We start from the raw sequence: 25205 nt of genomic DNA, 5'->3' as shown, positions 1-25205 counted from the left end.
CTGCTGGTTGGCTCAAGCTGTCAAATAATGCGACGCATTTGCATTGTTGGGATCTGATATGCCCGATCAGACATGGTCGTAGTCGACCACGACCCGCTCCGACGATGGCTTCGCCTGGCAGGTCAGGACGAAGCCGGCCTTCAGCTCCCAGGGCTCCAGCGAATAGTTGATGTCCATCGGCGCCTCACCTTCCACCAGCATGGCGCGGCAGGTCGAGCACATGCCGCCCTTGCAGGCAAAGGGCAGATCGACTCCGGCGCGCAGCGCGGCGTCGAGGATCGCCTCATCCTCGGCGACCGGCACGTCACGGCGCTTGCCGTCGATGATCAGCGAGGCGATCGCCTTCGGCGGCGCGTCGGGAGCAACTTCCTTCTTCGGCCGCGGCTTGCCGCCAAACTCGGAGACAAAGCGCTCGACATGGACGCGCTCTTCTGCGATGCCGAGATCGCGGCAGGTCGCCTCGATGTCCTCACTCATGCCGGACGGACCGCAGATGAAAACATGATCGACGCTCGCGGCCGGCACCAGCGAGCGCAACAGCACCGTCACCTTGTCGCCGTCGAGCCGGCCATGCAGGATCGGGATGTCCTGCTCCTCGCCGGAGATGACATGGAAGATCGAGAGGCGATCGATGAAGCGGTCCTTCAGCTCCTCGAGCGGCTCGAGGAACATGATGTTGTCGGTCGATCGGTTGCCATAGAACAGGAAAAAGCGGCTATCCGGCTCGCGCGCGAGCGTGCCCTTGACGATCGACAGGATCGGCGTGATGCCGGAGCCGGCAGCAAAGCCGACGTGGATGCGCCCGGCATCAGCCGGCGGAACCACGCCGAAGCGCCCCGTCGGCGTCATCACGTCGAGCTCATCACCGCGTTTGAGTTCATCCGCCGCCCAGTTCGAAAACGCGCCGCCGTCGACTTTCTTCACGGCGATGCGGATCTCGCCGTCATCAGGGCCGGAGCAGATTGAATAGGAGCGGCGCACCTCCTCGCCATCCAATGTGGTGCGGAGCGTCAGATACTGGCCGGGCGTGAAGGCGTAATCGCCGGCGAGTTCGCCGGGGATAGCGAACGTCATCGAAACGGCGTCGGATGCCTCCCGGCGGATATCGTTGACGGCGAGACGATGGAAGCGCGGTGCGGCTGCTGACATTACCCTGGATTTGATCTAGCCGTCATTGCGAGCGCATCGAAGAAATCCAGAGTCCCAGCGCAGAGACAGCCTGGATCGCTTCGCTGCGCTCGCAATGACAATGGGGTTGGCATCGCACGCCTCTCAATGACACTTGAAATAGTCGAAGGGTTCGCGGCAGGCCTTGCAGCGCCAGAGCGCCTTGCAGGAGGTCGAGCCGAATTCAGACAAGAGCTCGGCATTTTGCGAGCCGCATTGCGGGCACGTGACGGCCTGCTCGCCGAACAGCGCGCGCCGTGAGTTTGAAGCTTGCGGCGGCGCGATGCCGTAGGCGCGCAGCTTCCGGCGGCCCTCCTCGCTCATCCAGTCCGTCGTCCAGGCCGGCGATAGCACGGTACGCACTTTTGGCTGGCGGAAACCCGCACGCTCCAACGCGACCTCGATTTCGAGCGCAATCATGTTCATTGCCGGGCAGCCCGAATACGTCGGGGTGATCGCAACCTCGACATGATCGCCGTCGAGAACGACATCGCGGAGCACACCGAGTTCGGCGATGGTCAAGACCGGAATCTCGGGATCGACCACGCTTGCCGCGGCATCCCAGGCGCGCCGGCGCAACTCGCTATCGCGATCGAGTACCGTCACCATGTCTGCCCCGGGAAGGTGCGCTGCATCGATTGCAGCTCGGACAGGAGATGGCCCAGATGCTCGCTGTGCCGGCCCACGCGGCCGCCCTGCTGCATCCAGTCGTTCTGCGGCAGCACCAGCGTTGCTTCGCCGACGACATCCGAGAGCGTCGTCAGCCAGCGACCGCGCAGGGTCCCGGGATCGATGGCGATACCGGCATGGATCAGGGCGCGCTCGCCATCGTCGACTGCGAACATCTCACCGGTGAAGGCCCAGAGGTGATCGATCGCAGCCTGCGCGCGGGCATGGCTTTCGTCCGTGCCATCGCCGAGCCGGATGATCCATTCCGAGGCATGGCGCAGATGATAAGCGCTCTCCTTCTCCGACTTGGCGGCAATGGCCGCGAGCGTCGTGTCGCGCGAGGTCATCATCGCACGCCAGTAGAGGTCGGCGAAGGCGGAATAGAAAAACTGCCGCACCAGGGTCTGGGCAAAGTCGCCATTGGGCTGCTCGACCAGCAGCAGGTCGCGGTACTGCCTGATATCGCGCAGGTAAGCGAGCTTGTCCTCGTCGTTATCCTTGCCTTCGGCCTTGGCGGCGTAGGTATAGAGCTCGCGGGCCTGACCGATGAGGTCGAGCGCGATGTTGGAGAGCGCCATGTCCTCTTCCAGCATCGGCGCATGCCCGCACCATTCCGACAGCCTGTGGCCGAGGATCAGCGCATCGTCGGCACGGCGGAGCGCGTAGAGCACCAGCGGCGTTTCGGAGACCTGGATGTTTGCGACGGGCATCACATGTGCCCCACTTCCTCGGGCACCTCGTAGAACGTCGGATGCCGGTAGATCTTCGATTCCGCCGGCTCGAACATCATTCCCTTTTCGGCAGGATCGCTCGCGGTGATCGCGCTCGACGGCACCACCCAGATCGACAGGCCCTCGCCGCGGCGGGTATAGATGTCGCGCGCGGCTTGCAGCGCCATGGTGGCGTCACTCGCATGCAGCGAGCCGACATGCTTGTGCGCAAGCCCGTTGCGGCTGCGAATGAAGACTTCCCACAGCGGCGTGTTCGGCGTGGCCATCGTAACCTCCTTATTCCGCGGCTTGTGCGGTCTGACGCTGAACGCGCTTTGCGGCATAGGCGGCTGCCGCCTCGCGTACCCAGGCGCCCTCCGCGTGGGCCTTGCGGCGCGCGGCCATGCGGTCGCGGTTGCACGGGCCGTTGCCGGCGAGCACCTGCTTGAATTCGGTCCAGTTGATGCCGCTGTAGCACCAGTGCCCGTCCGCATCCTGCGTCATGCCGGGATCGGGGATGGTGAGGCCGAGATATTGCGCCTGCGGCACGGTGGCATCGACGAACTTCTGTCGCAGCTCGTCATTGGAGAAGCGCTTGATCTTCCACCTCGTCGAGGTGTCGCTGTGCTGGCTCGTGGCATCCGGCGGGCCGAACATCATCAGGACCGGCCACCACCAGCGGTTCAGCGCATCCTGCGCCATCGCCTTCTGCTCGTCCGAGCCGCGGCACAAGGTCAGCATGATCTCGTAGCCCTGGCGCTGGTGGAACGACTCCTCCTTGCAGACGCGGATCATCGCGCGCGCATAGGGACCGTAGGAGCAGCGGCACAGCGGGATCTGGTTCATGATCGCGGCGCCGTCGACCAGCCAGCCGATGGTGCCGATATCAGCCCAGGTCAGCGTCGGATAATTGAAGATCGAGGAATACTTGGCCTTGCCCGCGAGCATGGCGTCGACCAGCTCCTCGCGCGATGAGCCGAGCGTCTCGGCCGCGGCGTAGAGATAGAGCCCGTGGCCGCACTCGTCCTGCACCTTCGCGAGCAGCGCTGCCTTGCGGCGCAGCGTGGGGGCGCGCGTGATCCAGTTGCCTTCGGGCAGCATGCCGACGATTTCGGAATGGGCGTGCTGGGAGATCTGGCGGGTCAGCGTCTTGCGATAGGCCGCCGGCATCCAGTCGTTCGGCTCGATACGTACCTCGGCATCGATGCGCGCCTGGAACGTTGCGGCCTGCGCCGCATCTTCGAGGCTGCGGTCGTCCGCCTCGGCCGTGTTCAGCGCCTGGGTATACATGCGCATCCTCCCGTTTTATTGGGAGGCAATATATAACAAAAACTACTTCATGCAAGATATTTCTGTAACATAAAATTCAGACCTCAAACCTCCGTTCCAGGAGCTTCCGCGCCGGCGGCAGCGGTCCCTTCTCGTTGGTTCCACGGCCATCAAGCCATTGTTCGGACGGGACGAGCAGCGCGCGATAGATCTTGCCGCAGAGGTCCCGCGCCGCCCTGCCCGGCCAATCCGCCGGCAGCAGGCTCTCGGGCAACAGCGGATCGCGCAGCACGACGCGGCGGTAATGGTGGATCAGGAGGATGCGCGCGGTGAAGGCGTCGGCTTCAGACAGCTCCGTGCCGCGCGCGATCGCGGCGCGGAGCGGCTCGAACGTCTTCATGAATTTCAGATAGGCGCCCGCGGTGCGATTCAGCGGCCAGCTCGCGCTGAGCAGACGGCGGCCACTGGCATCCTCCGCCGAGACTTCGAGACGGATCGCGCCCGCGGCCTCGTCCGGCACCGGCACGCCCGACGGCGCGACCCAGACGCCGGGCAGCGGACTGCCGAAGCCGGCATTGCGCAGCGCCTCGCGCGAGGCGTCACGATCCTCGCCATTGCCGATCAGGAGCAGCTCAAAGCGACCGGTCCAGTCGGATGGCGGCGGATCGTAGATGTGGCGCGTCGCGGCCTCGAAGGTCTCGCGGCCCTTTTCGGCGAGGCGATAAAAGCTGTTGCGACCGACCTTTTCGCGCGTCAGCCAGCCATCGGCTGCGAGGCGCGACATCGCGGTACGGACGACGCCGCTGTCGATATCCAGGCTCTCGAAGAATTCCAGCAGCGTGCCGAGCCACACCGAACCGCCACGCGGCACGATGGCGTCGCCGAACACGGTGATGACGATGGAGCCCGTACGCGACGGCTCGCGCTTGAGTTCGTCGATGATGCGGGAGAGCGGATGCGTCATGCGCGAGGCATAGCGCGTTTGATGTGGGCGCGACAATGGATGGGAGCGACGCTGTTGCTCTCCCTCTCCCCGTTCTTACGGGGCCGCGACGAGCTTCGCTCGCGCTGAGAGGGCTGGGGTGAGGGGCTGCATCCGCAAAAATGGTGACAGTTGGACTCGCGGAAACTCCCCCTCACCCGGATCGCATCTCCGATGCGATCCGACCTCTCCCCGCAAGCGGGGCGAGGTGAAGAAGAGCACTACCGGTGCGGATCGGGATACGCGAGGCTGCGCCAGCCGCTGCGATCGAAGGGCCGCCACTGGCCTTCCTTCTGCGCGAGGCGGTCGGCGACCGCATAGACGACGGCAGGATGATGGCCCATGCCGCAATGGCTGCTCTCGACCTCGATGCTCTCGGTCTGCGCTCCCGTCTTCTCCATGCAGCCCTGCCAGGCGCAGACGCCGTCGGTGCGGCTGAAGACGGCGGTGGTCGGCACCGGCGGCGGGACGGCGAGCTCGCCGCCGAACTGCGGATCGACCTCGTCGGACTTCCGCCCGCTCGCCCATTCGTAGACGCGCCAGGCATTTGTCGAACGAGGATCGCCCGCAAAAGGGCTGCCGAGCGTGATCACCTGGCGCACGCGCTCCGGCATCATCTTGGCGAGCTGGCGCGCATAGAGGCCGCCGAGGCTCCAGCCAACCAGGCTGATCTTGCGGCCGTGCCTGTCATTGAGCTCGTGGACCAGATCAACCATCGCATGCTGCACGCCCGGACGGAGGCCATAATTGCGGCCCTGGCGCCAGCCGCTCACCGCATAGCCCTTGCCCGACAGAAACGTGCGCAGCGCGCGCGTGGACGCGTCGGAGGCCACGAGGCCCGGCAGCACCAGCACCGGATGCCCGTCGCCGCGCGGCGCGAGGCTAAGCAGCGGCAGTGCGCCGACGAACGCACCGAACTCGTGGATAGCGCGCCCCTCCAGGAACATCAGGGTACGGGACGGCGGGCGCAGCGTCTGGGCAGTAGCGGTCATCAATGTTCCCCTGGCAAGAATTCCTGGAAAGGCCGCCGGTCGCGATGCCGGCAAATGGGCATGAATTCCAATACGCCGGCTTCTTGAACATTCCGCAGCGCAACATGAATCAGCTAGGCGGCCGGCTCCCGACATTCAAGCGGGAGAGGCGCGGAGCGACAATAGGCCCGCGCGCTAATGCCAGCATCCGTGACGCAAAAGTCACAACAATCGGAGCAGGAACTCGACGGAGTACAGCGCGAGTCCGGCGAGGCCGCCGATCAGCGAACCGTTGAAGCGGATGTATTGCAGGTCGCGCCCGATGTTGATTTCGATCAGCGAGATCAGCTGCGCCATATCCCACGCCTTGACCTGATCGGAGATGAAGGTCGAGACGCCGCTCTTCTGGTCGGCCACGAAGCTGCGCAGCACCGTCACCAGGCCCTTGTTGATCTCGCCGCGCAGCTCGGCATCGCCGGCAAGCGCTTCGCCTGCGGCGACGAACATGCCGGCGAAATGATGCTGCAGTACCTGCGTCTCGCCACTAGCGCTGCGCTCGATGAAGGAGCGCGTGTTGGCCCAGACGGTGCGGGCGAGATCGGCGAGCTCAGGCCGTGCCAGCAGATCGCGCTTCAGGCCGTCGATGCGGTCGATATAGGCTTGGTCGGTGCCGAGCCGGTCGACGAAACTCAGCACCATGCGGTCGAACTCGCCGCGAAACGGATGCTTGGGATCGCTGCGCACCTCCTCGAAGAAGGCGGTGGCAGACGCCACGATCTTGTTCACCAGAAACTTGTCGGCGCGATAGAGCCTGAGCAGGGTCGGCAACTCCGCGCGCACCTTCTCGCGGATCATCGCCATCGTCTCCTTCTGCTTCAGCGTGTCGTGCATCACGCGCAGGAAATCGTCGAACAGGATCTGATGCCGTCCCTCTGCCACGAAGCCGCGCAGCGTGCCGGCCGCGAGCGGCGCAAGGTCGATCGCCTGGAGCTGCGAGGACATGCGGCGGATGATGAAGGTCATCAGGCCGGAGCTTTCGGTCGCAGAGACGGCCTCCGGCAGCAAGCGCAGCGCGAAGCGCGCAAGATCATCGCTACGCTTGCGGTCGCGCAGCCAGTCCGCGACGAAGGAGCCGAAATCGATCTCTTTCAGTTTGGCCTCGACGGGACCCGCCTCGAGGAAATGCACCTGGATGAATTCGCCGAGCTTGTCCGCGATGCGGGCCTGGTTGCTCTGGATGATCGCAGTGTGCGGGATCGGCAGGCCGAGCGGCCGCTTGAACAGCGCAACCACGGCATACCAGTCGGCGAGCCCGCCAATTGTAGCAGCTTCCGCAAAGGCGGCGATGAAGCCGAACACGGGATGCACGGGGAGAAGCCATTTCGCGACGATGAACAGCAGAAGCGTCGACGCCAGTACCAACGTCGCCAGCGCCTTGACGCGGCGCAGTTCGGCCGCGCGTTCGGCATCGCCGGGGGTGTCGAAGGAGAAGGTGGCAGATGGAGTCATGGCAGAAACTTAACGTGTCAGTCTCCGCGTGTCCCGGACGCGGTGCAGCGTGCAACGATGCACCGCAGAGCCGGGACCCAGCAAGCATCCGACGCAGGATGCCCCCCGGATCAGCAGTGCACCACGCCGCAACGCGGCGCGCTGCACAGCATCCGGGGAACGCAAGAGAAAAAAACAAAGGCCCGCCGAAGCGGGCCTCGAATTCAGTTTCTCGTCTCAGCGCCAGATCAGGCGGTCTTGTTGTAGACCTTGGCGAAGTTGTCCTGAGCAGACTTCGCACCGTTGGCAGCGAGCTTGCCGAAATAGTCGGCGGTCGCCTTGGCGCGCGAGACGAACACTTCGCCGCGGGCGCGGAGCAGGCCCGACTGGATCTCGACGGCTTCGCTGATCGACTTGGCCGAAGCGAGCTTGTCGATGCCCGAGAAGAACGCCTCAGCGTCCTCGTAGATCGCCTGCTGGATGTTGCGGCTGATCTTGCCGGCCTCAGCGACGGATTCGGTCACCGCGTTCTCGACGGCGGCGGTCACCCGCTCGGAGCCTGCGAAAGCCTCGGCAGCACGGTCCTTGGCAGTATTGGCGGTCTTCTTGACAAACTCGCGAGCAGCCTCGGGAACTTCCAGATTTTGGATGTTCTTGAAAGCGTCCTTGAAGCCGTCGAAAGCGGTATTCGTTTCAGTGGTCACGGGGTCTCTCCATCCTCATTGGTCTGAGCTATGGGCTCACCCCGTCCGCATTGGCCCGGGGCAAGGCTTATATGGCACAGCCAATTGTGCGCCGCAACATCAATGTTGCATTGCAATATCACGAACCTGTGAACAGACTTAACGGGAGGCATTCTGCTGCCTCCTCGCCATCCGGGTTCCCTGAGGGACGATGCAAGGGTCAACTGACGATCGTAGCGCTGGACGGTGCCCTCTAGTGCTGGACCGCGCCCGGAAGCCCATAGGCCTCCATCTGGGCCTGGACCTGCGCGATGTTGTGCCCGAGCACGACAATGTCGTGGGTTTTGCCATCGACGTCCCGGACGTGGTCTCGCAGCAGCGCCTCGGCCTTGAAGCCAAGGCTTTCGAACAGGGCGATCGCCGCCTGCTGATCAACCGTCATCTGGACCGAGAGCTTTTCCAGGCCGGCACCAAGCGCGAGCGCAAAGGTCTCCTGCGACAGCGCCTTCCCTAGCCCCTTCCCGCGGACGTCGGGTGACACAACCATCCGGATCTCGCCGACATGGGGCGACCAGGAATGCGGATCGCGCACCAGCGTGCCGCAGCCGACGACCTTGTCGTCTCTCACCGCGAGCAGGCTCCTGATCGCGCCGCGCTCGATCTCCTTGACCCAGGCCGACAGCACCTTCGGCTCGCTGATATTGCGCGGCAGAAACAGGAGATCATGGGGCGGCAGGCTTTTGCCGAAGGCAAGCACCGCGGCTTCGTCCGCGGGCGACATCAGGCGGATCTCAATGTCACCGGCATCCGTCTTGACGTGACGCGGATAGGAACGCTGTTCGCTCATATCGATCTCTTCCCCAGCCAGGAGTCCAGTTTCGGCCACAGCCGTTTCACCGCGTTGGCGCCGGCGACGAGCGAGACGTGACCGCCCTTCAGCATCACCTCTTCCTTGTCCTCGGATCCGATCTTCGCGATCAGGTGCTTTGCCGCGTCATAGGGCACGATGTGATCGTGCTCGGCGACCGCATGCAGGATCGGCACCTTGATGTCCTCGAGCCTCGCTGCGCGGCCACCGACCGACATGGTGTCGTTGAACAGCTTGTTGTCCCACATCAGGTCCTTGGTGATGGTGCGGAAATATTCACCGGCCAGCGGCAGCGTATCGGTCGCCCAGCGGTCGAACATGCGGTACGACTTGACGAACTCGTCGTTCCAGATGTTTTCCCAGAGCTGGATCTGGCTCACCGCACGCGAGGCTGGGCGCAGCATCTCGAACGACGACAAGATCATCTCCGGCGGCACGTTGCCGACGCTGTCGACAAGGCGGTCGACGTCGAAATAGCGGCGGTCGGACAAATTCGAGAACAGCTTCATCTCTCGGAAATCGATCGGCGTGGTGAAGCAGATCAAATTCTTCATCGGCCCGTCCTTGAAGATCGAGCCGTAGAGCAGCGACAGCACGCCGCCGAAGCAATAGCCGATGACGGAGACGTCCTTCTCGCCGGAATCCTGCTGCACGCGGCGAACGCAATCCGGAATGAAGTCGAGGACATAATCCTCCATGCGCAGACTCTTCTCCTCCGGCCGCGGCGCACTCCAGTCGAGCATGTAGACGTCGTAGCCGCGCCTCAGGAGAAACTCGATGAAGCTCTGGCCAGGCACGAGATCCAGGATGTAGCCGCGGTTGGTGGTCGCCATCACGATCAGAACCGGCACGCGGTAGATCTCGTCCGACATCGGCCGATAGTGATAGAGGCTCATCGTGCCGCGCGAATGCAGCACGTCCTTCGGCGTCGAGCCGAGCGTCGGACCGGAGGTCGAGAAATATTCGACGCCCTTGATGCTGCGCTGGATTGCGCGCTGCACCTCGGACTGGATGCGCTCCGGGATAGAAGCGAAATCAAGTCCCGTCGGCGCGTTCATTTTTGCTCTCCGCCTTCGGAGGGCGGACGCTTCGTCCGTGGTGGCCGCGGCGCACCGTCGAAGCCTTGCGATATGCCGGAGCTTGCCGCCATCTGGCTGAGCATCGACTTGATCTCGCCGATCTGGACCTCAATGGACTGCAGCCGCTCCGCAAGACCCGTCACCTGTTCGCGGCTCGGCAGGTTCATCGCGACGAGGTACTTCTCCATGAGCTCGCCCAGCTGCTTCTGAGCACCTGCAGCAACTCCTCCCGCACGGTTCATCGCCTGTGAAAACTCGGGCGATGACATGGCCTGGTTGGCAAAGGAGTTAAACCCCTTCTCCATCTCGCCAATCATCTTCTGCCACGTGGCGACCGGGTCGTTGATCTTGTCGGTCATCGGCGTCCTCCGGATGTCGAGAGCTGCGATGCCCTTCTTTTTTCGCCATACCACACCGTTGCGCCGTGCCGGTCAACCGGCAAGCAGCGGATGGGATGTCGCGTACACGGCTTCATTGCGACCGAAAACCGTGCGATACAGCATTCGTCAGCAGCGAGGGAACGCAGCCGTGATCGCCCATCAGCCGCCCCAGACCGTCCGCGCCAACGGCATCGACATCTGCTACGAGATCTTCGGCAACGACAATGCCGAGCCGCTGCTGCTGATCATGGGGCTCGGAGCCCAGATGATCCATTGGGACGATGCGTTCTGCGAGCAGCTCGCCGTGCACGGCTTTCGCGTGATCCGTTTCGACAATCGCGACATCGGCAAGTCGAGCCATCTGACAGGCGGCAAACGATTGACGCCGCTCGAGCTGTTGAAACTGCGTTTCCTCAGGATTCCCGTGGCCGCAACCTACAAGCTGATCGATATGGCCAAGGACACGGTCGGCCTGATGGATGCACTCGGCATCAAGTCGGCGCATCTGGTCGGCGCCTCCATGGGCGGCATGATCGCGCAGGAGGTGACGCTGTCGTTTCCCGAGCGCGTGCGCTCGCTGACCTCGATCATGTCGACGACGGGCAATCCGCGCGTGCCGCCGCCGACACGTGAGGCTTCCGCGATGCTGATGGCGCCGCCGCCACGCAGCAAGGAAGAATTCATCGTCCGCTTCGGCGAGACCTGGAAGGTGTTGCGCGCCGGCTCCTTTCCGGAAGAGGAAGCGCTCGACCCTGATCGCGCCGAGCGCGTGTTCGCGCGCGGGCTCAATCCGGCCGGCGTCGGCCGGCAGCTCCGCGCCGTGCTGGCTTCCGGCAGTCGCAAGGAGCGGCTGCATGGTGTGAAGACGCCAACGCTGGTGATCCACGGCACCGTCGATCCACTGGTGCGGCCTGAAGGCGGCAAGGACACGGCAGCATCGATCCCCGGCGCAAAGCTGTTGATGATCGAGGGCATGGGCCACGCCCTGCCGATGCGCTTCTGGCCGCAGATCATCGGCGCCATCGACAAGCACGCGCACGGCGCGGCGGAACAGGCGGCTTAGCTCTTTCTCGCGATCCAGATCACATGGCGCGCGCCCCCGCCTCTGCCGGTGGCGCGGACGTTGACTTCGTTGACGTCAAAACCTGCGCTGCCAAGACGCTTGGTGAATGCCGGGTTGGGCCCCGACGACCAGACAGCGAGCACGCCTCCCGGCCGCAGCGCCGTCTTCGCCGCTTTCAACCCGCTCGCATTGTAGAGCGCGTCATTGCCCTTCCGAGTCAGCCCTTCCGGCCCGTTGTCGACGTCGAGGAGAATGGCGTCGAAGGCCGAGCGCTGCGCCCGGATGATTTCGCCAACGTCGGTCTCCCGTATGCTCACCCGGGGGTCGTCGAGACTGTCGCCAAAGACCTCCGCCATCGGGCCTTGCGCCCACGTGACCACCGCCGGCACGAGCTCTGAGACCACGATTTTCGCCTTGCTTCCGAGCACCGCGAGCGCCGCACGCAGCGTAAACCCCATGCCCAGTCCGCCGATGAGGAGGGCCGGCTTGGCGACCTTCTCGATCTGTTTCGCGGCAAGCGTCGCGAGCGCGGCTTCCGAGCCCGACAGGCGGCTGTTCATCAGCTCGTTGGTGCCGAGCTTGATGGAAAACTCCTTGCCGCGCCGCATCAGTCGGAGCTCGCCGTCGGAGCCGGGAATCCGGGCGGTATCGATCTTTTCCCAGGGAATCATGGGAGAGCTTTAGCACGATCGCAAATCGTAGGGTGGGTTAGCCGAAGGCGTAACCCACCGCTTTGCTCGCCGCCCGTCGTGAAGATGGTGGGTTACGCTTCGCTAACCCACCCTACGGTCTGAAGCTAGCCGCCCGCCCAGACGTCCAGCACGTAGCGGTTCTTCGCGCCCATCTCCTCGATCCAGCGCGCACCGGCGGCAGCATCGCTGCCGCTCTTCTCGCGATGGATCGAGACGAGGGCCGCCTTCACGTCGGGCTCCATTTTTCCGCCGTCGCCGCAGACATAGATGATCGCACCCTGCTCGATCAGCGGCCAGAGCTTGTCCTTCTGTGCGGCCAGGACATGCTGCACATAGGTCTTCGGCCCTTCCGCGCGCGAGAATGCCGTGAAAAGCTCGGTGATGCCGCTTGCCGCCAGCGCCTTCAGCTCGTCCGCGTAGAGAAAATCCTGGTCGGGATGGCGGCAGCCGAAGAACAGCATGGCCGGGCCGAGGACGGCCCCTTTCGCATTGCGCGCGGCGCGCTCCTGGAGGAAGCCGCGGAACGGCGCGAGTCCCGTGCCCGGGCCGATCATGATGATCGGCACGGATGGATCATCCGGGAGCCGGAAGCCGGCCTTGGTCTCGCGCACCGTTGCGTGGATCGCGTCACTGGCGCGCCGGTTCGCGAGATAGTTCGAGCAGATGCCCTTGTAGGTGCCGCGCCCCGAAGCGGCCGGCCCTTCGACCACGCCGACCGTGATGCTGCACCGCGCTGGATCGACCGACGGCGAGGACGAGATCGAGTAATAGCGCGGCGCCAGCAGCGAGAGTATTTCCAGATAGACGTGGAACGGCAATTCGCAGGCCGGATATTCGAGCAGCATGTCGAACACCGACTTGCGCCTGGCGAGAATCTCGGTGCGGTACCGCTCGGCGGCCTCGGCATCCTCGCCAACGAAGGCCAGCAGCTTCGGCTTGGTGACCGGGCAGCGGGTGTGCTCGGCCATGATCTGGATCTGCTTCCGTGTCGCCACCTGCTGCAACTCGACGAATTCGCTGAGCAGGCGGCCGACCGATACGGCCTCGCCCACCGGCAGCTGCGCGCGGCGGCCTTCGGCGACCTGAAGCCTGATCTGGTCGGCGGGCAGGAAGCCGAAGCGGCGGGCAACCGAATCCACCAGCGTCGGATCGTTGCGCGGGACGACGCTTAAGTGATCGCCAACACGGTAGGCGATGTTGGACGGCAGCTGCACCTCGATATGGCGCGTCGAGCGCTCCGACGGATTGGCGCCCGACTTGTTCTGCAATTCGTCATTCACCAGCACCTTCATCGCCACCGCGCCACCCTGGGTCACGATAGTGTTGACGGCAGTCACAGCCACCGGCTCGATCGCATAGAGTGGATCGTCTTCAGCCGTGCGGGTGAAATTCCAGTCGATGCCGAATTCCTTGGTCGCGACCTGGGCGGCCGCCGGGAACCATTTCTGGAACTGGCCGTCGAGATCGCCGCGCGCATCGCCTTCCCCGCGCGGATAGACCGCGCGCGCACCATGCGCCGACAATTGCTCGTCGATGAAGCGGGGTACCGACTGATAGGTCGCCGCCCAGTCGCTGTTACCGCAGCCGAACACGGCGTAACGCACGTTGGCGAAGGCATCGCTCGGCAAGTCGCCGCCGAGCCATTTGACGAACTGCGTCGCATTGTCCGGCGGCGCGCCGTTATAGGAGGCGCAGATGATCAGTACGCCGCCCTCCTGCGGCAGCTTGCCGACGTAATCGTCGAGCGGGCCCAGATGCACGGCAAAGCCGTTGATCTCGGCAAGATCGGCCATGCGCGTCGCGAGCTCCTCGGCTGTCCCGAGATTGGAGCCGTAAAGCACCAGCATCGGCGTGTTATGGCCGGGACGTGCCGTCGGCTGGCGCGGCGCCTTGGGCGCCGAAGCTGCCGCAGCAATAGGCCCGCCATAGGCGCCGCGCTCGCGATCGGCGCGCGGACGAACCCTGATCTTGAAGCCCTCCGGCTTCATGGTCAGCGTCTCTTTCAGGTGCATCTGGTAACGCTGGTGATCGATCAGCCTGAAGCGCTGCAGGATCATGCCGAGCGCGAGTGCCGCCTCGTGCATCGCGAAGCCGCGGCCGATGCAGGCGCGCTGACCGTTGCCGAACGGCTTCCAGGCATGGATCGGCCGCTTGGCCTCCGCTTCACGGCTGAAATTCTCGGGGTCGAAGGCGTCGGGGTTCGGACCCCAGACGCTGGGATCACGATGCAGCGCCGTCACCAGGATCGTGGTGAAGGTGCCCTTCCTGAGCTTGTATTTGCCGCCGCCGATGGTCTCGTCCTGCAGTGGCGAGATGCCATAGGCGGGCGCCGGCGGCCACAGCCGCAGCGCCTCTTTCAGGATCTGCGTGATGTAGGTGAGCTGCGTCACCTGCTGGTAGGTCGGCTTCGCATTGACGTCGGGGCCGAAGACGCGGTCGACCTCGTCATAGGCCTTCTTGAGGATATCCGGATGCTTCAGCAGCGCGTAGATCGTGTACGACAGCAATCCGCTGGTGGTCTCGTGGCCCGCGATCAGAAACGTGTTGATCTGGTAGCGGATGTTGACGTCGTCGAGCTGCTCGCCGGTCGAGCGATCGACCCCGGTCATCATCGCAGCCAGCATGTCCTTTTTGTCGTCGATCCCCTCCGCACTCTTGCGGCGCTCGGCGATGATCTCGTCGACCATCTTGTTCATGAAGGCGACGTCCTCGGCGAGCGTCTTGCGCCGCTTCTGCATCCAGAGCTGCTCGAACGGCAGGCCGCGGGTCATCATGATGGTTTCGAGCGAGCGCACCAGCGACTCGACGAAAGGATGGTAGTCGCGCCGGTAGAAGGAGTTGAAGCGGTAGTCGAAACCGCACAGGCCGATCGTGTCCAGCGTCAGCGCGGTCATGTCGTGGACGACGTCGATCTCCTCGTCGGCGTTGAGGCGCTCCCATTTCTTCACAAGCTGATCGGCGATGTCGACCATGCTCGGATGGTAGGACTGCATGGCCCGATTGCCGAAGGGCTGGAGCAGGATGTTGTGCGCCTTGCTCCAGTTCGGTTCCCTGGTATCAGCCGTGAACAGGCCGTCGCCGCCGACCGCGCGCACGCGCCGCAGCGCGCCGCGCACCGTCTTGTCGAAGCGCTTCTCGTCGGAGAGCTCGTCGACGAGATCGTGGCCGGAAACGACGACGATCGGCGAGCCCATCATGTCGAGCCAGAAGATCGGGCCGAGCTCCTTGGCCAGCCGCGTCAGGTGCTGCACGGGAGCGGCCGAGTCCAGCGACAGCATGTTGCCGACCACGGGCTTGGTCGGCGGCTGCGGAATCGGGTCCAATCGGTTCTTGGATGACATTAAAAGCGCTTCCCCCTGATCGCGTCATTCCGGGGCGATGCGCAGCATCGAACCCGGAATCTCGAGGTTCCGGGTCTGGTCCTTCGGACCATCCCGGAACGACGTTGCCAACTACACTGACGACCGCGTCGTTATCCAAACCGCCTTCTACGCCATTCGATCAGTTTGGCGCTGACCTCTTCCGGCTTCTCCTGCTGCGTCCAATGGCCGCTGTCCTTCACCAGGTACTTCTCCAGGTCAGGAATCAGCTTCTCCATGCCGTCGGCGGAGGACGGCGGCAGCACCGCGTCGTTCTCGGCCATGATCATCAGCGACGGCACCCGCACGGTGTGGTCGAGCCCTTCGGAGCGCACCCAGTTACGCGACATGTTGCGGTACCAGTTGATGCCCCCGGTGAAGCCGGTCCGTGTGAAGGCATCGACGAACACCTTCTTCTCCTCCGCCGACAGGATCGGCGTTCGGGGGTCGTGCTTCGCATCATAGGCGGCGATCATCTGCGGAAACGCCAGGTTCAGCCGCGGCGAAGCGCCGACGCCAGCGACAACCTCCTCCTCGGGCGCATCGGGTGCGCGTGGCGCCGGCTTGCGCATGAAGGCGTCGAAGGTCTGCTCGACCCGGCTGCCGAAGATCCTGTCTGGCTCGCGCGCAGAATCCTGAAACTGCACGATGTACATCTTGTCGCCGAAGCGCTTGCGCAACAGTTCGATCGGATCGGCCCAGGCGCGGTTGGTATGAGGGGTATTGATACCGACCACGCCGGCGACGCGGCCGATGTGACGCAGCGGCATCTGCCAGACGATGAAGCCGCCCCAGTCGTGGCCGACGAAGATCGCCTTGTCGATTTGGAGATGATCGAGCAGGCCGACGAGATCGACGGTCAATTGCTCGATGTCATAAGCCTCGACCGGCTCCGGCCGGTCCGTCGCGCCGTAGCCGCGCTGGTCCGGCGCGATCACCCGGATACCGGCCTCGCTCAGCGCCTTGATCTGGTGGCGCCAGGAAAAGGCGAGCTCCGGCCAGCCATGGCAAAGCACCATGGGCGGTTTGTCCGTCACCGGACCTGCTTCGTAGTAGCCCATGCGGATTCCGTTCGTCTCGACGAACTTGAGCGGCGGCATTTGGATCATTGCAACTGTCCTATTCAGCCGCGCCCTTGATATCGGCCGCCGGCGGCGCGTAGGCTGCTTCCAGCGCGGCAAACTCCTCCGGCAGCATGTCGCACATCACCTGCACGTGCGGAATGATGTTGGCGCCGACGATGAAACCGAAATCGAGCTGGTCGCGATAGCTCTGCACGGTGATGTTGAGCGCCTGCCCGTGCGTCGAGATCGACACCGGGAAGATATGCAGCAGTTCGGCGCCCGCCGCATAGAGCGTCTGCCGCGGCCCCGGCACGTTGGACACCGTGATGTTGGCGGCCGGCGGCAGCACGTCCGACAGGTTGGAGCGGCTGTAGAGCAAGGCCAGTATCTGGACCATGATCGGCGCGCCCAGCATCGAGATATTGGAAACCTGCGGCATCAAGGCACGCAATGGATGCGACATCTCCTTGGACTTGGCCGATTGCGCGATGATGGCTTCCAGACGTGCCTTGGGGTCCTCGATGTTGGTCGCGATCGCGCAGATCATGCCGAACACCTGATTGTTGGCTTCGGTGTTGCCCTCCTCGCGCAACGAGATCGGCACCGCTGCGGTCAGCGATTTCGCCGGCAGCGAACCATATTGCTGAAGGTAGCGCCGGACCACGCCCGAGGCGAGCGCCAGCACCACGTCGTTGAGCTTGCCGCCAGCCTGCTTCGCCAGCGCCTTGGATCGCGACAGCGAGATCGATACGCCAGCAAAGCTCCGCTCCGACGAGATCGTCTTGTTGAGCATCGTCGGCGGTGACACCATGCTGGCGAGGCTTTCCCGCGACCTCGGATCGGAGACCTTGCCGAGAACGTCGGACACGCTCTTGAGCACGGTCGGGATGTTGCCGGCGAAGCGCACCGCGCTCTCGATCTGGTACATCGCATTGTCAAACAGGATCGAGCCGATGTCGCTCTTGCCGGTGCGCGGCAGTTGCAGGTTCTTCGCGGCGGCCGAAGCGTCGAGCGGCTGGCTGAAGAGTTGCTGATAGGAATCGAGCAAGTTCGCCGCGATGTCGCGCAGCTCCTGTCCGGGCTTGGCACCACCGACCGGCGGATCGACCTGCCGCGGGATCGGGGAGATGTCGTAGATCATGCTGGTCAGCGCCGCACCGGCGCCGCCGTCGATGGCGGCATGGTGCATCTTGGAATAGAGCCCGACCTCGTTGTCCTTCATGCCCTCGAACACATAGAATTCCCACAATGGGCGAGCGCGATTCAAGAGCTTGGCATGCATCCAGCCGACGATGCGCTCGAGCGTGGCGCGGTCGCGCGGCTGCGGCAGGCTGGCACGGAAGATGTGACGGTCGATGTCGAACTGGTCGTCCTCGACCCAGGAGGGATGGTCGATGTCGAGCGGCGCCTTCTCCAGCCGGGCTTTCAGGATCGGCGCGATGTGCAGGCGCGAGACAATCATCGCCTTGAAGTCTTCGAAGAAGTCGCCCTTGTAGTCGTCGGGGAGGCGAAAGATCGCCATGCTGCCGACATGCATCGGCATTTCCGGCGTTTCCAGATAGAGAAACGACGCGTCCAGCGACGACAGCTTCTTCCCGTCAGCCATGGTTCCCTCCGCTCGTATCGACGGGCGCCTTGGCCGGCACTTCTCGTCAGGCCGATACTGCCTGTTCGGGCGGGGCATATGCAATGGCAAACGGCCCTGCCCGGTCAAACGGCCAGAACTCACCCTCCGGCTGCGCCAGGCGGTCCGCCACCGCCCACAGCGCCGCGGGGTTCACGCCGAGCCCGACATGGCTCGCCAGGTACACCTCGATGTTCTCGGCACGGTCGGAGGGACGTAACAGGCAGGTCCGCCAGTTCACGATACCGTCGGCACGCGAATAGATCGACGTCGCCGGCACCGGCAGATCACCGGCGATCGCCTCGCGAACTTCGGCAAGATCCTCGACCCTCTCGCCAGACAGGGCCTCGTAGAGCCGCGTGGCGTTGGTCGCCCGCACATCGTTGGCGAAAGGGCTGCCGAGCGTGACGACGTAGCGGACCATCTCGGGCGACTGAAGCGCGAGATCGCGGGCATAGACGCCGCCAAGGCTCCAGCCGACCAGACTGACCTTGCGCCCGGTCGCGGCATGGATCTCGGCGAGACGGGCATGCAAGGCCTCCCGCATCCGCGCCAACCCACCGAGGTTGCGGCCCATCCGCCAAGCCTGCGCATCATAGCCGAGTTCGCTCAGATAGCGTCGCATCGGCCCCATCGAGAGATCGCTGGCAAGAAAGCCCGGCAGCGCCAGCACTGGATGGCCATCGCCCCTGGGCGCGCGCATCAGGACGGGCGACAGCAGCAGGCTCGCATTGAGTTCGAACAGCCCACGGGCCTCGGCGAGCAGCAGGCCGAGACCCGGCGGACGAAGCTGGCCTGACGCCTGCGATCCGTCCGGCCCCGATGGCATTATTTCTTCTTGTCGCCGCTGCGCGTGCCGCCGAGGCCGGCCATCGCGACGAACATGTCCTGAAACCGCTCGGCGAGCTTCGGATCGAAGGTGAACCAGCTCTGGATCAGCGATTCCGGCGAGATCTTCTCGATGTTGCTTAAGACCTGCTGCTGCAGCTTGTCCATCACCGCGGTCTGCATCGGTGCCACGTCAGGCAAACCAAAGAACTGGCGGGCTTCGAGGGGAGTACAGTCAATTTCGATGTTAACTTTCATGTCCCCTCCAGATGAGATTCGAGCGGCCTGTCGCAGTATCGCCGCGACACGGTGTACAACGCAAGCGACCTGAGGGAGGCGACCGGGCTCCGGCTTCCGCGATCGGCAGGTATGGTCAATCTAACTAGCGCGGATGGCCGCTACGCCGACGGTCGGGATTATCTCTCTCCCCGCACCGGAGGCTTCACAGGCCCAAAGTCGAATATCACCCGTGAGCCTTTCGCCCCAAATTTGTCGGTCAGCATTGCTGCACAGCGGCGCAACTTGGCGCGTTCCTTGCTGGAATGGCGCTTGCACGGGTCGATAACTCTGGGCAACATGGATTGGGCCGCCCGCCGAACAATCAAAAAATCACCAGCGCGGCAGAGTGGAGAGGGTCAAGGATGTCAGTCGGACGAAGTCTGTTTGCGGCGACGCTCGCCGGTATGCTTGCGTTGACAGTCACGCCGGCGTCGAGCCAGACGCTGCGCTATGCGAACCAGGGTGAGCTCAAGTCACTCGATCCCTATACGCTCAATGAAAGCACGACCCACGCGCATCTTGGTCAGGTCTATGAGGGTCTGGTCGAGCGTGACAGGAACCTGAAGATCATCCCGGCTCTGGCTGAGAGTTGGGAGAACCCGGAACCGACCCGCTGGCGCTTTCATTTGCGCAAGAACGTCAAATTCCAGAATGGCGACCCCTTCACCGCCGATGATGTCCTGTTCTGCGCCGACCGCGTCCGCGCCACCGGCTCAAATCTTCTGACCCGTGTCCCGGCCGACGCCAAGGTCGTCAAGATCGACGACTACACCGTCGATTTCATCCTGACCTCGCCCAATCCCATTCTGATCAACCAATGGGATACCTGGTACATCATGGACAAGAAATGGGCGGAGGCGAACAACGCGGTGCCGCCGACGCCGGTCGCTGCCACGACGCCGAGCTACGCCTCGCTCCATGCCAACGGCACCGGTCCGTTCTCGATCGAGAGCCATCAGCCGGGCGTGAAGACCGTTTTCAAGGCGAACCCGAACTGGTGGCGAAAGCCAGAGCATAATCTCAAGGAGATCATCTTCACCCCGATCGCCTCCGATGCAACGCGCGTCGCCGCGCTGCTGTCCGGCGAGGTCGACGTGATCGAGCCGGTGCCGATCCAGGACATCCAGCGCGTCAATGCCAGCCCCAATGCCACCGTGCTGACCGGGCCCGAGCTGCGCACGATCTTCATCGGCATGGACCAGGCACGCGACGAGCTTCTCTACTCGAACGTCAAGGGCAAGAACCCTTTCAAGGACATCCGCGTCCGCGAGGCCTTCTACAAGGCGATCGACGCCGAGCTGATCAAGACCCGCGTCATGCGCGGCCTCTCGACGCCCTCGCCGCTGATGGTCGCGCCGGAACTGTTCTTGCTGTCGAAGGAGTTCACGCGGCCGAAAGCCGATCCCGACGGCGCCAAGAAGCTGCTGACCGAGGCCGGCTACCCCGACGGCTTTGAAGTGACGATGGACTGCCCGAACGATCGCTACGTCAACGACGCTGCGATCTGTCAGGCGGTGGTCGGCATGCTCGCCCGCATCGGCGTCAAGGTCACCCTGCTCGCCCAGCCGAAGGCGCTGTATTTCGCCAAGATCCTGAAACCCGGCGGCTACAAGTCTTCCTTCTACATGCTCGGCTGGACCCCGGGAACGATGGACGCCCAGAACGTGCTGCACGACATCATGGGCTGCCGCGACGACCCCAAAGATCCCAACCGCGGCGAGAGCAACGTTGCCGGATACTGCAACAAGCAGTTCGACGAGCTCGCCGACAAGATCCTGGTCGAGACCGACACCGCCAAACGCAACCAGCTGATCAAGCAGGCTTTCGAGCTCGGGAACAAGGATTGGGCCTACATCCCGCTGCATCAGCAGGCGCTGGCCTGGGGCGTCTCGAAAAAGGTCAAACTGGCCCAGCGCGCGGACAACCAGGTTCTGCTCTATTGGGCGACCAAAGAGGGCGAGTAGGTGTCGAGAAGTCGTGACGTCCCGGGAGCCTCGGCTTCCGGGATTTGCCGTTTAGGGCGGCGCGACGATGCGCGCGCTCCTGAAGAGATGTAAAAGGAAGAGATGCTCGCTTTCACGCTTCGCCGGGCAATCCAGGCTGTCGGCGTCATGGTCGCCGTCGGGATCATCGCGTTCTCGATGTTCCGCTTCGCCGGCGACCCCGTGAGCCAGATGGTGTCGATCGACACCTCCGGCGCGGAGCGCGAGGCGATCCGCAAGACGCTCGGCCTCGACGATCCGGTCATCGTGCAGTTCGGGCGCTACATCAACAACGCGGCGCGTTTCCGGTTCGGCACCTCCTACCAGTTCCGGCAGCCAGTCACTAACCTCCTGATGGAGCGGATGCCAGCGACGCTGGAGCTGGCGATCTGCGCGACCATCTTTGCGATGGTGTTCGGCATCCTGATGGGGGTCTATTCGGCGCTTCGCCGCGACACCTGGCTCGCGCATTTATTCCAGGCGATCTCGCTGATCGGCATTTCGCTGCCGACCTTCCTGATCGGCATTCTCCTGATCTACCTGTTCTCGGTGACGCTCGGCTGGCTGCCCTCGTTCGGACGCGGCGAGGTCGTGCGTATCGGCTGGTGGACGACAGGCCTGCTGACGCTTTCAGGGCTGAAGGCGCTGATCATGCCTTCGATCACACTCGGCCTGTTCCAGATGACGCTGATCATGCGGCTGGTGCGCGCGGAGATGCTGGAAGTCATGCGCACCGACTACATCCGCTTCGCCCGTGCCCGGGGCCTGACCACACGGGCAATCCATTTCGGCCACGCGCTGCGCAACACGCTGGTTCCCGTCATCACCGTCGCTGGCCTGCAATTTGGCTCGGTAATTGCATTTGCGATCATCACCGAGACCGTGTTCCAGTGGCCGGGAATGGGGCTCCTGTTCGTGCAGGCCGTTCAGAACGTCGATATCCCGATCATGGCGGCCTATCTGATGATGGTGTCACTGATCTTCGTCACCATCAATTTCGTGGTGGATATCCTCTACACCATCGTCGATCCGCGTCTGCGTTCGACGGTCAGCCGGGCGCACTGAGATGAGCGAGGCCGTTGTTCCACACAGTGCCGAGAAGCGCACCGCCGCCGCACCAGGCTGGTTCAGGCGCGTGCTCGACAGCGACCTGCTCTACTCTTTTCGTCGCTCCAGGATCACGATGATCGCCGCCGCGGTCACGCTGCTGTTCTTCCTGCTCGCGATCTTCGCCTCGGTGCTTTCGGTGCAAAATCCGTTCGATCCGGCGCAGCTTCAGCTGATGAATTCGCGCATCTCGCCGCTCTGGACCGCGGACGGCCAAAGTCCGTTCCTGCTCGGCACCGACGAGCAGGGCCGCGACGTGCTATCCGCGATCCTCTATGGCATGCGCATCTCGCTTCTCGTCGGCGTGCTCGGCGTGGTCTTCTCCGGCGCGCTCGGCATCCTGCTCGGGCTGACGGCCGGTTATTTCGGCGGCGCCGTCGACGGGCTGATCATGCGGATCGCCGACGTGCAGCTCTCCTTCCCGGCGATCCTGATTGCGCTTCTGATCAACGGCATCGCCAAATCGGTGCTCGGCAACAAGCTCGACGAGATGAGCATGCTGGGCGTGCTGGTATTCGCCATCGGCCTGAGTTTTTGGGTGCAATATGCCCGCACGGTGCGCGGCTCGGTGATGGTCGAAAAGAACAAGGACTATGTCGCCGCCGCGCAATTGATCGGCCTGCCCGCCCCCGTGATCATGCTGCGCCACGTGCTGCCGAATACGATGGGACCGATCCTCGTCATCGCCACCATCAATCTCGCGCTCGCCATCATCACCGAGGCGACGCTGTCCTTCCTCGGTTCGGGCATGCCCGAGACCATGCCCTCGCTCGGCACGCTGATCCGCATCGGCAACAACTACCTGTTCGCCGGCGAATGGTGGATCGTGGCCTTCCCCGGGTTCGCGCTCGCCGCGCTGATCCTGTCGATCAACCTGCTCGGCGACTGGCTGCGCGACGCGCTCAACCCGAAGCTCCGATGAGTACGCCGCGCCCATGACCGAACCCGTTCTCTCCGTCCGCAATCTTCAGGTCGAGTTCGCCTCCCGCCGCGGCACGCTGCGCGCCATCGACGGCGTCTCCTTCGACATCGCCAAGGGCGAGGTGCTCGGCGTGGTCGGCGAATCCGGCGCCGGCAAGTCCGTCACCGGCCTCTCGGTGATCGGCCTGATCGACCCGCCGGGCCGCATCGCCGGCGGCGAGATTTATCTCGCGGGCCGGCGCATCGACAATCTACCGCCCGAGGAAATGCGCCGGGTGCGCGGCAAGCGCATCGGCATGATCTTCCAGGATCCCCTCACCTCGCTCAATCCGCTGTACCGGATCGGCGACCAGATCGTGGAGACGATCCGAACCCACCTCAATCTGTCCGAACAGGCGGCCCGCCGCCGCGCCATCGACCTGCTGGCCGAAGTCGGCATTCCCGCACCCGAAAAACGCATCGACGGCTATCCCCACGAATTCTCCGGCGGCATGCGCCAGCGCGTGGTAATTGCGCTGGCGATCTGCGCCGAGCCGGAACTGATCATCGCGGACGAGCCGACCACCGCGCTCGACGTCTCCGTGCAGGCGCAAATCATCTCGCTGATCAAGCGGCTCGGGCGCGACCACGGCACAGCCGTGATGCTGGTGACGCACGACATGGGCGTGATCGCGGAAACCTCGGATCGCGTCGCGGTGATGTATGCCGGCCGCGTCGCCGAGATCGGTCCCGTGCAGGACGTCGTGAAGAATCCCTTGCATCCCTATGCCAAGGGCCTGATGGGCGCGATCCCGACGCTTGCCGGCGACGACAAGCGCCTCGTGCAGATCCCCGGCTCCATGCCGCGGCTCTCGGCGATCCCGCGCGGCTGCTCGTTCAATCCGCGCTGCGCGTTCGCGTTCGACCGCTGCCGGGTGGAGCGGCCGGAGCCGTTGGCGCGCGGCGCACAGTCGGTTGCGTGCCATCTCTATGACAGCGTGCCGGCGGAGAGCGCGGCATGAGCGCCCCGTTCGTCCAAGCCACAAATCTGCGCCGCGTCTTCGACGTCTCGAAACCCTGGCTCAACCGCGTCCTCGAAGGCGGGCACCTCGAATATCTTAGGGCGGTCGACGGCGTCACCTTCGACATCAGGAAGGGCGAGACCTTTGCGCTCGTCGGCGAGTCCGGGTCGGGCAAGACGACCGTGGCGCGGATGGTCGTCGGCCTCTTGCCACCCAGTTCCGGCGATGTCCTGATCGACGGCGTCTCCATGACCGATCCGCGGCAGGCGCCGGCGCGGCGAAAGCTGCGTCGCCGCATCCAGATGATCTTTCAGGACCCTTATGCGAGCCTGAACCCGCGCTTCCGGGTCGATGCCATCATCTCCGAACCGATCCGCGCCTTCGACCTGATGCAGGGCGAGCGCGACATCCAGGCGCGGATCGGCGAGTTGCTCACTCTCGTCGGCCTGCATCCCGACGACCGGCTGAAGTTTCCGCACGAATTCTCCGGCGGCCAGCGCCAGCGCATCGCGATCGCCCGGGCGCTCGCCTCTGACGCGGAATTCATCGTCTGCGACGAGCCGACCTCCGCGCTCGACGTCTCCGTGCAGGCGCAGATCCTGAACCTGATGCGCGACCTCCAGGACAAGTTCGGCCTGACCTACATGTTCATCAGCCACAACCTCGCCGTGGTCCGTCACATGGCGAGCCGTGTCGGTGTGATGTATCTCGGCCGCATCGTCGAGATCGCGGAAGGACGCGAATTGTTCGCCCGCCCACGCATGCCCTACACCAAGATGCTGCTCGGCGCCGTGCCTGATCTGGCCATGAGCGGCCGCCAGCGTATTCCGGTCAAGGGCGAGATCCCGAACCCGATCAATCCGCCCTCCGGCTGCGCTTTCAATCCGCGCTGCCCGCTCGCGTTCGACCTCTGCCGCAAGGAGACCCCGGAACTGATCGACGGCGTCGCCTGCCACGCGGTTAACACCGCGCCGGTACCGGCGTGACGCGCGCGTGCCATGCGGCCTGCGCATTTGGCG

The 25205-nt window shown here is 64.1% G+C and carries 24 protein-coding genes; 6 read left to right on the top strand and 18 right to left on the bottom strand.

Going from position 1 to position 25205, the window contains the following annotated elements:
* Positions 1–66 precede the first annotated feature (66 nt).
* From paaE to AC630_RS17950, 12 genes are all read right to left on the bottom strand, one after another.
* On the bottom strand, positions 67–1149 hold the full coding sequence (paaE, locus tag AC630_RS18005; protein ID WP_074119828.1) for a 1,2-phenylacetyl-CoA epoxidase subunit PaaE: 1083 nt from the start codon (positions 1147–1149) through the stop codon (positions 67–69).
* Positions 1150–1272: 123 nt separating this feature from the next.
* Positions 1273–1776 (bottom strand): 1,2-phenylacetyl-CoA epoxidase subunit PaaD, encoded by a 504-nt coding sequence (gene paaD / locus AC630_RS18000; RefSeq protein WP_074119827.1) that lies wholly within the window; start codon positions 1774–1776, stop codon positions 1273–1275.
* The gene (gene paaC, locus AC630_RS17995) at positions 1770–2546 is read right to left on the bottom strand and encodes a 1,2-phenylacetyl-CoA epoxidase subunit PaaC (protein ID WP_074119826.1); all 777 of its coding nucleotides are present in this window, start codon (positions 2544–2546) and stop codon (positions 1770–1772) included. Before paaC ends, paaD begins: the two co-directional genes overlap by 7 nt.
* A complete protein-coding gene (gene paaB / locus AC630_RS17990) occupies positions 2546–2833 on the bottom strand; it encodes a 1,2-phenylacetyl-CoA epoxidase subunit PaaB (RefSeq protein WP_015687593.1) in 288 nt (95 codons plus the stop codon). The genes paaC and paaB overlap by 1 nt, the downstream gene beginning before the upstream one ends.
* Positions 2834–2843: 10 nt before the next feature.
* Positions 2844–3836 carry a 1,2-phenylacetyl-CoA epoxidase subunit PaaA gene (paaA, locus tag AC630_RS17985; protein ID WP_074119900.1) on the bottom strand — a complete coding sequence of 331 codons (993 nt, stop codon included), beginning with the start codon at positions 3834–3836 and terminating at the stop codon, positions 2844–2846.
* Positions 3837–3912: 76 nt separating this feature from the next.
* Positions 3913–4779, bottom strand: a complete 867-nt coding sequence (gene paaX / locus AC630_RS17980) for a phenylacetic acid degradation operon negative regulatory protein PaaX (RefSeq protein WP_074119825.1) — start codon at positions 4777–4779, stop codon at positions 3913–3915.
* A 239-nt stretch (positions 4780–5018) separates the two neighbouring features.
* Positions 5019–5789: an esterase/lipase family protein gene (locus AC630_RS17975; protein WP_074119824.1), complete on the bottom strand. Its 771-nt coding sequence runs from the start codon at positions 5787–5789 to the stop codon at positions 5019–5021.
* Between the two features lie 201 nt (positions 5790–5990).
* Positions 5991–7277, bottom strand: coding sequence for a DUF445 domain-containing protein (locus AC630_RS17970; protein WP_074119823.1), 1287 nt, complete (start codon positions 7275–7277; stop codon positions 5991–5993).
* Between the two features lie 227 nt (positions 7278–7504).
* Positions 7505–7960 (bottom strand): phasin, encoded by a 456-nt coding sequence (locus AC630_RS17965; protein WP_074119822.1) that lies wholly within the window; start codon positions 7958–7960, stop codon positions 7505–7507.
* Positions 7961–8192: 232 nt separating this feature from the next.
* Positions 8193–8786 carry a GNAT family N-acetyltransferase gene (locus AC630_RS17960; RefSeq protein ID WP_074119821.1) on the bottom strand — a complete coding sequence of 198 codons (594 nt, stop codon included), beginning with the start codon at positions 8784–8786 and terminating at the stop codon, positions 8193–8195.
* Positions 8783–9865, bottom strand: a complete 1083-nt coding sequence (locus AC630_RS17955; RefSeq protein ID WP_074119820.1) for a PHA/PHB synthase family protein — start codon at positions 9863–9865, stop codon at positions 8783–8785. Before AC630_RS17955 ends, AC630_RS17960 begins: the two co-directional genes overlap by 4 nt.
* Entirely contained in the window at positions 9862–10245 is a 384-nt protein-coding gene (locus AC630_RS17950) for a hypothetical protein (RefSeq protein ID WP_074119819.1), read from the bottom strand. Before AC630_RS17950 ends, AC630_RS17955 begins: the two co-directional genes overlap by 4 nt.
* A 169-nt stretch (positions 10246–10414) precedes the next feature.
* On the opposite strand from AC630_RS17950, the gene AC630_RS17945 reads away from it, so the two are divergent.
* The gene (locus AC630_RS17945) at positions 10415–11329 is read left to right on the top strand and encodes an alpha/beta fold hydrolase (protein WP_074119818.1); all 915 of its coding nucleotides are present in this window, start codon (positions 10415–10417) and stop codon (positions 11327–11329) included.
* Here the strand turns inward: AC630_RS17945 and AC630_RS17940 are convergent.
* From AC630_RS17940 to AC630_RS17915, 6 genes are all read right to left on the bottom strand, one after another.
* The gene (locus AC630_RS17940) at positions 11326–12000 is read right to left on the bottom strand and encodes a spermidine synthase (RefSeq protein WP_074119817.1); all 675 of its coding nucleotides are present in this window, start codon (positions 11998–12000) and stop codon (positions 11326–11328) included. The genes AC630_RS17945 and AC630_RS17940 overlap by 4 nt on opposite strands.
* 125 nt (positions 12001–12125) lie before the next feature.
* Entirely contained in the window at positions 12126–15362 is a 3237-nt protein-coding gene (locus AC630_RS17935) for a bifunctional cytochrome P450/NADPH--P450 reductase (RefSeq protein ID WP_074119816.1), read from the bottom strand.
* Between the two features lie 131 nt (positions 15363–15493).
* Positions 15494–16489: an alpha/beta fold hydrolase gene (locus AC630_RS17930; RefSeq protein WP_074119815.1), complete on the bottom strand. Its 996-nt coding sequence runs from the start codon at positions 16487–16489 to the stop codon at positions 15494–15496.
* 10 nt (positions 16490–16499) lie between these two features.
* Entirely contained in the window at positions 16500–18050 is a 1551-nt protein-coding gene (locus AC630_RS17925; protein WP_074119814.1) for a WS/DGAT/MGAT family O-acyltransferase, read from the bottom strand.
* 46 nt (positions 18051–18096) lie between these two features.
* Positions 18097–18897 carry an esterase/lipase family protein gene (locus tag AC630_RS17920; RefSeq protein WP_074119813.1) on the bottom strand — a complete coding sequence of 267 codons (801 nt, stop codon included), beginning with the start codon at positions 18895–18897 and terminating at the stop codon, positions 18097–18099.
* Positions 18897–19154: a DUF6489 family protein gene (locus AC630_RS17915; RefSeq protein ID WP_074119812.1), complete on the bottom strand. Its 258-nt coding sequence runs from the start codon at positions 19152–19154 to the stop codon at positions 18897–18899. Before AC630_RS17915 ends, AC630_RS17920 begins: the two co-directional genes overlap by 1 nt.
* A gap of 383 nt (positions 19155–19537) precedes the next feature.
* On the opposite strand from AC630_RS17915, the gene AC630_RS17910 reads away from it, so the two are divergent.
* From AC630_RS17910 to AC630_RS17890, 5 genes are all read left to right on the top strand, one after another.
* Entirely contained in the window at positions 19538–21139 is a 1602-nt protein-coding gene (locus AC630_RS17910) for an ABC transporter substrate-binding protein (RefSeq protein ID WP_074119811.1), read from the top strand.
* Positions 21140–21241: 102 nt separating this feature from the next.
* The gene (locus AC630_RS17905) at positions 21242–22222 is read left to right on the top strand and encodes an ABC transporter permease (RefSeq protein ID WP_074119810.1); all 981 of its coding nucleotides are present in this window, start codon (positions 21242–21244) and stop codon (positions 22220–22222) included.
* 1 nt (position 22223) lies between these two features.
* Complete coding sequence (locus tag AC630_RS17900) at positions 22224–23186, top strand: ABC transporter permease (RefSeq protein WP_074119809.1); 963 nt, start codon at positions 22224–22226, stop codon at positions 23184–23186.
* A gap of 13 nt (positions 23187–23199) precedes the next feature.
* Positions 23200–24186 (top strand): ABC transporter ATP-binding protein, encoded by a 987-nt coding sequence (locus tag AC630_RS17895; RefSeq protein ID WP_074119808.1) that lies wholly within the window; start codon positions 23200–23202, stop codon positions 24184–24186.
* Positions 24183–25172 (top strand): ABC transporter ATP-binding protein, encoded by a 990-nt coding sequence (locus tag AC630_RS17890; protein WP_074119807.1) that lies wholly within the window; start codon positions 24183–24185, stop codon positions 25170–25172. Before AC630_RS17895 ends, AC630_RS17890 begins: the two co-directional genes overlap by 4 nt.
* The last annotated feature ends 33 nt before the right edge of the window (positions 25173–25205 follow it).

The organism is Bradyrhizobium sp. AS23.2 (assembly GCF_001908185.1).
Taxonomy (GTDB): Bacteria; Pseudomonadota; Alphaproteobacteria; order Rhizobiales; family Xanthobacteraceae; genus Bradyrhizobium.
Note: the sequence above shows the minus strand (reverse complement) of the source record. Positions and strands in the feature narration are given on the sequence as shown.

What these genes read in the sequence shown, in the direction of transcription:
- paaE (WP_074119828.1), bottom strand. Translation starts at nt 1,149, where the DNA reads ATGTCAGCAGCCGCACCGCGCTTCCATCGTCTCGCCGTCAACGATATC.
- paaD (WP_074119827.1), bottom strand. Translation starts at nt 1,776, where the DNA reads ATGGTGACGGTACTCGATCGCGATAGCGAGTTGCGCCGGCGCGCCTGG.
- paaC (WP_074119826.1), bottom strand. Translation starts at nt 2,546, where the DNA reads ATGCCCGTCGCAAACATCCAGGTCTCCGAAACGCCGCTGGTGCTCTAC.
- paaB (WP_015687593.1), bottom strand. Translation starts at nt 2,833, where the DNA reads ATGGCCACGCCGAACACGCCGCTGTGGGAAGTCTTCATTCGCAGCCGC.
- paaA (WP_074119900.1), bottom strand. Translation starts at nt 3,836, where the DNA reads ATGTATACCCAGGCGCTGAACACGGCCGAGGCGGACGACCGCAGCCTC.
- paaX (WP_074119825.1), bottom strand. Translation starts at nt 4,779, where the DNA reads ATGACGCATCCGCTCTCCCGCATCATCGACGAACTCAAGCGCGAGCCG.
- AC630_RS17975 (WP_074119824.1), bottom strand. Translation starts at nt 5,789, where the DNA reads ATGACCGCTACTGCCCAGACGCTGCGCCCGCCGTCCCGTACCCTGATG.
- AC630_RS17970 (WP_074119823.1), bottom strand. Translation starts at nt 7,277, where the DNA reads ATGACTCCATCTGCCACCTTCTCCTTCGACACCCCCGGCGATGCCGAA.
- AC630_RS17960 (WP_074119821.1), bottom strand. Translation starts at nt 8,786, where the DNA reads ATGAGCGAACAGCGTTCCTATCCGCGTCACGTCAAGACGGATGCCGGT.
- AC630_RS17955 (WP_074119820.1), bottom strand. Translation starts at nt 9,865, where the DNA reads ATGAACGCGCCGACGGGACTTGATTTCGCTTCTATCCCGGAGCGCATC.
- AC630_RS17950 (WP_074119819.1), bottom strand. Translation starts at nt 10,245, where the DNA reads ATGACCGACAAGATCAACGACCCGGTCGCCACGTGGCAGAAGATGATT.
- AC630_RS17940 (WP_074119817.1), bottom strand. Translation starts at nt 12,000, where the DNA reads ATGATTCCCTGGGAAAAGATCGATACCGCCCGGATTCCCGGCTCCGAC.
- AC630_RS17935 (WP_074119816.1), bottom strand. Translation starts at nt 15,362, where the DNA reads ATGTCATCCAAGAACCGATTGGACCCGATTCCGCAGCCGCCGACCAAG.
- AC630_RS17930 (WP_074119815.1), bottom strand. Translation starts at nt 16,489, where the DNA reads ATGATCCAAATGCCGCCGCTCAAGTTCGTCGAGACGAACGGAATCCGC.
- AC630_RS17925 (WP_074119814.1), bottom strand. Translation starts at nt 18,050, where the DNA reads ATGGCTGACGGGAAGAAGCTGTCGTCGCTGGACGCGTCGTTTCTCTAT.
- AC630_RS17920 (WP_074119813.1), bottom strand. Translation starts at nt 18,897, where the DNA reads ATGCCATCGGGGCCGGACGGATCGCAGGCGTCAGGCCAGCTTCGTCCG.
- AC630_RS17915 (WP_074119812.1), bottom strand. Translation starts at nt 19,154, where the DNA reads ATGAAAGTTAACATCGAAATTGACTGTACTCCCCTCGAAGCCCGCCAG.
- AC630_RS17910 (WP_074119811.1), top strand. Translation starts at nt 19,538, where the DNA reads ATGTCAGTCGGACGAAGTCTGTTTGCGGCGACGCTCGCCGGTATGCTT.
- AC630_RS17905 (WP_074119810.1), top strand. Translation starts at nt 21,242, where the DNA reads ATGCTCGCTTTCACGCTTCGCCGGGCAATCCAGGCTGTCGGCGTCATG.
- AC630_RS17900 (WP_074119809.1), top strand. Translation starts at nt 22,224, where the DNA reads ATGAGCGAGGCCGTTGTTCCACACAGTGCCGAGAAGCGCACCGCCGCC.
- AC630_RS17895 (WP_074119808.1), top strand. Translation starts at nt 23,200, where the DNA reads ATGACCGAACCCGTTCTCTCCGTCCGCAATCTTCAGGTCGAGTTCGCC.
- AC630_RS17890 (WP_074119807.1), top strand. Translation starts at nt 24,183, where the DNA reads ATGAGCGCCCCGTTCGTCCAAGCCACAAATCTGCGCCGCGTCTTCGAC.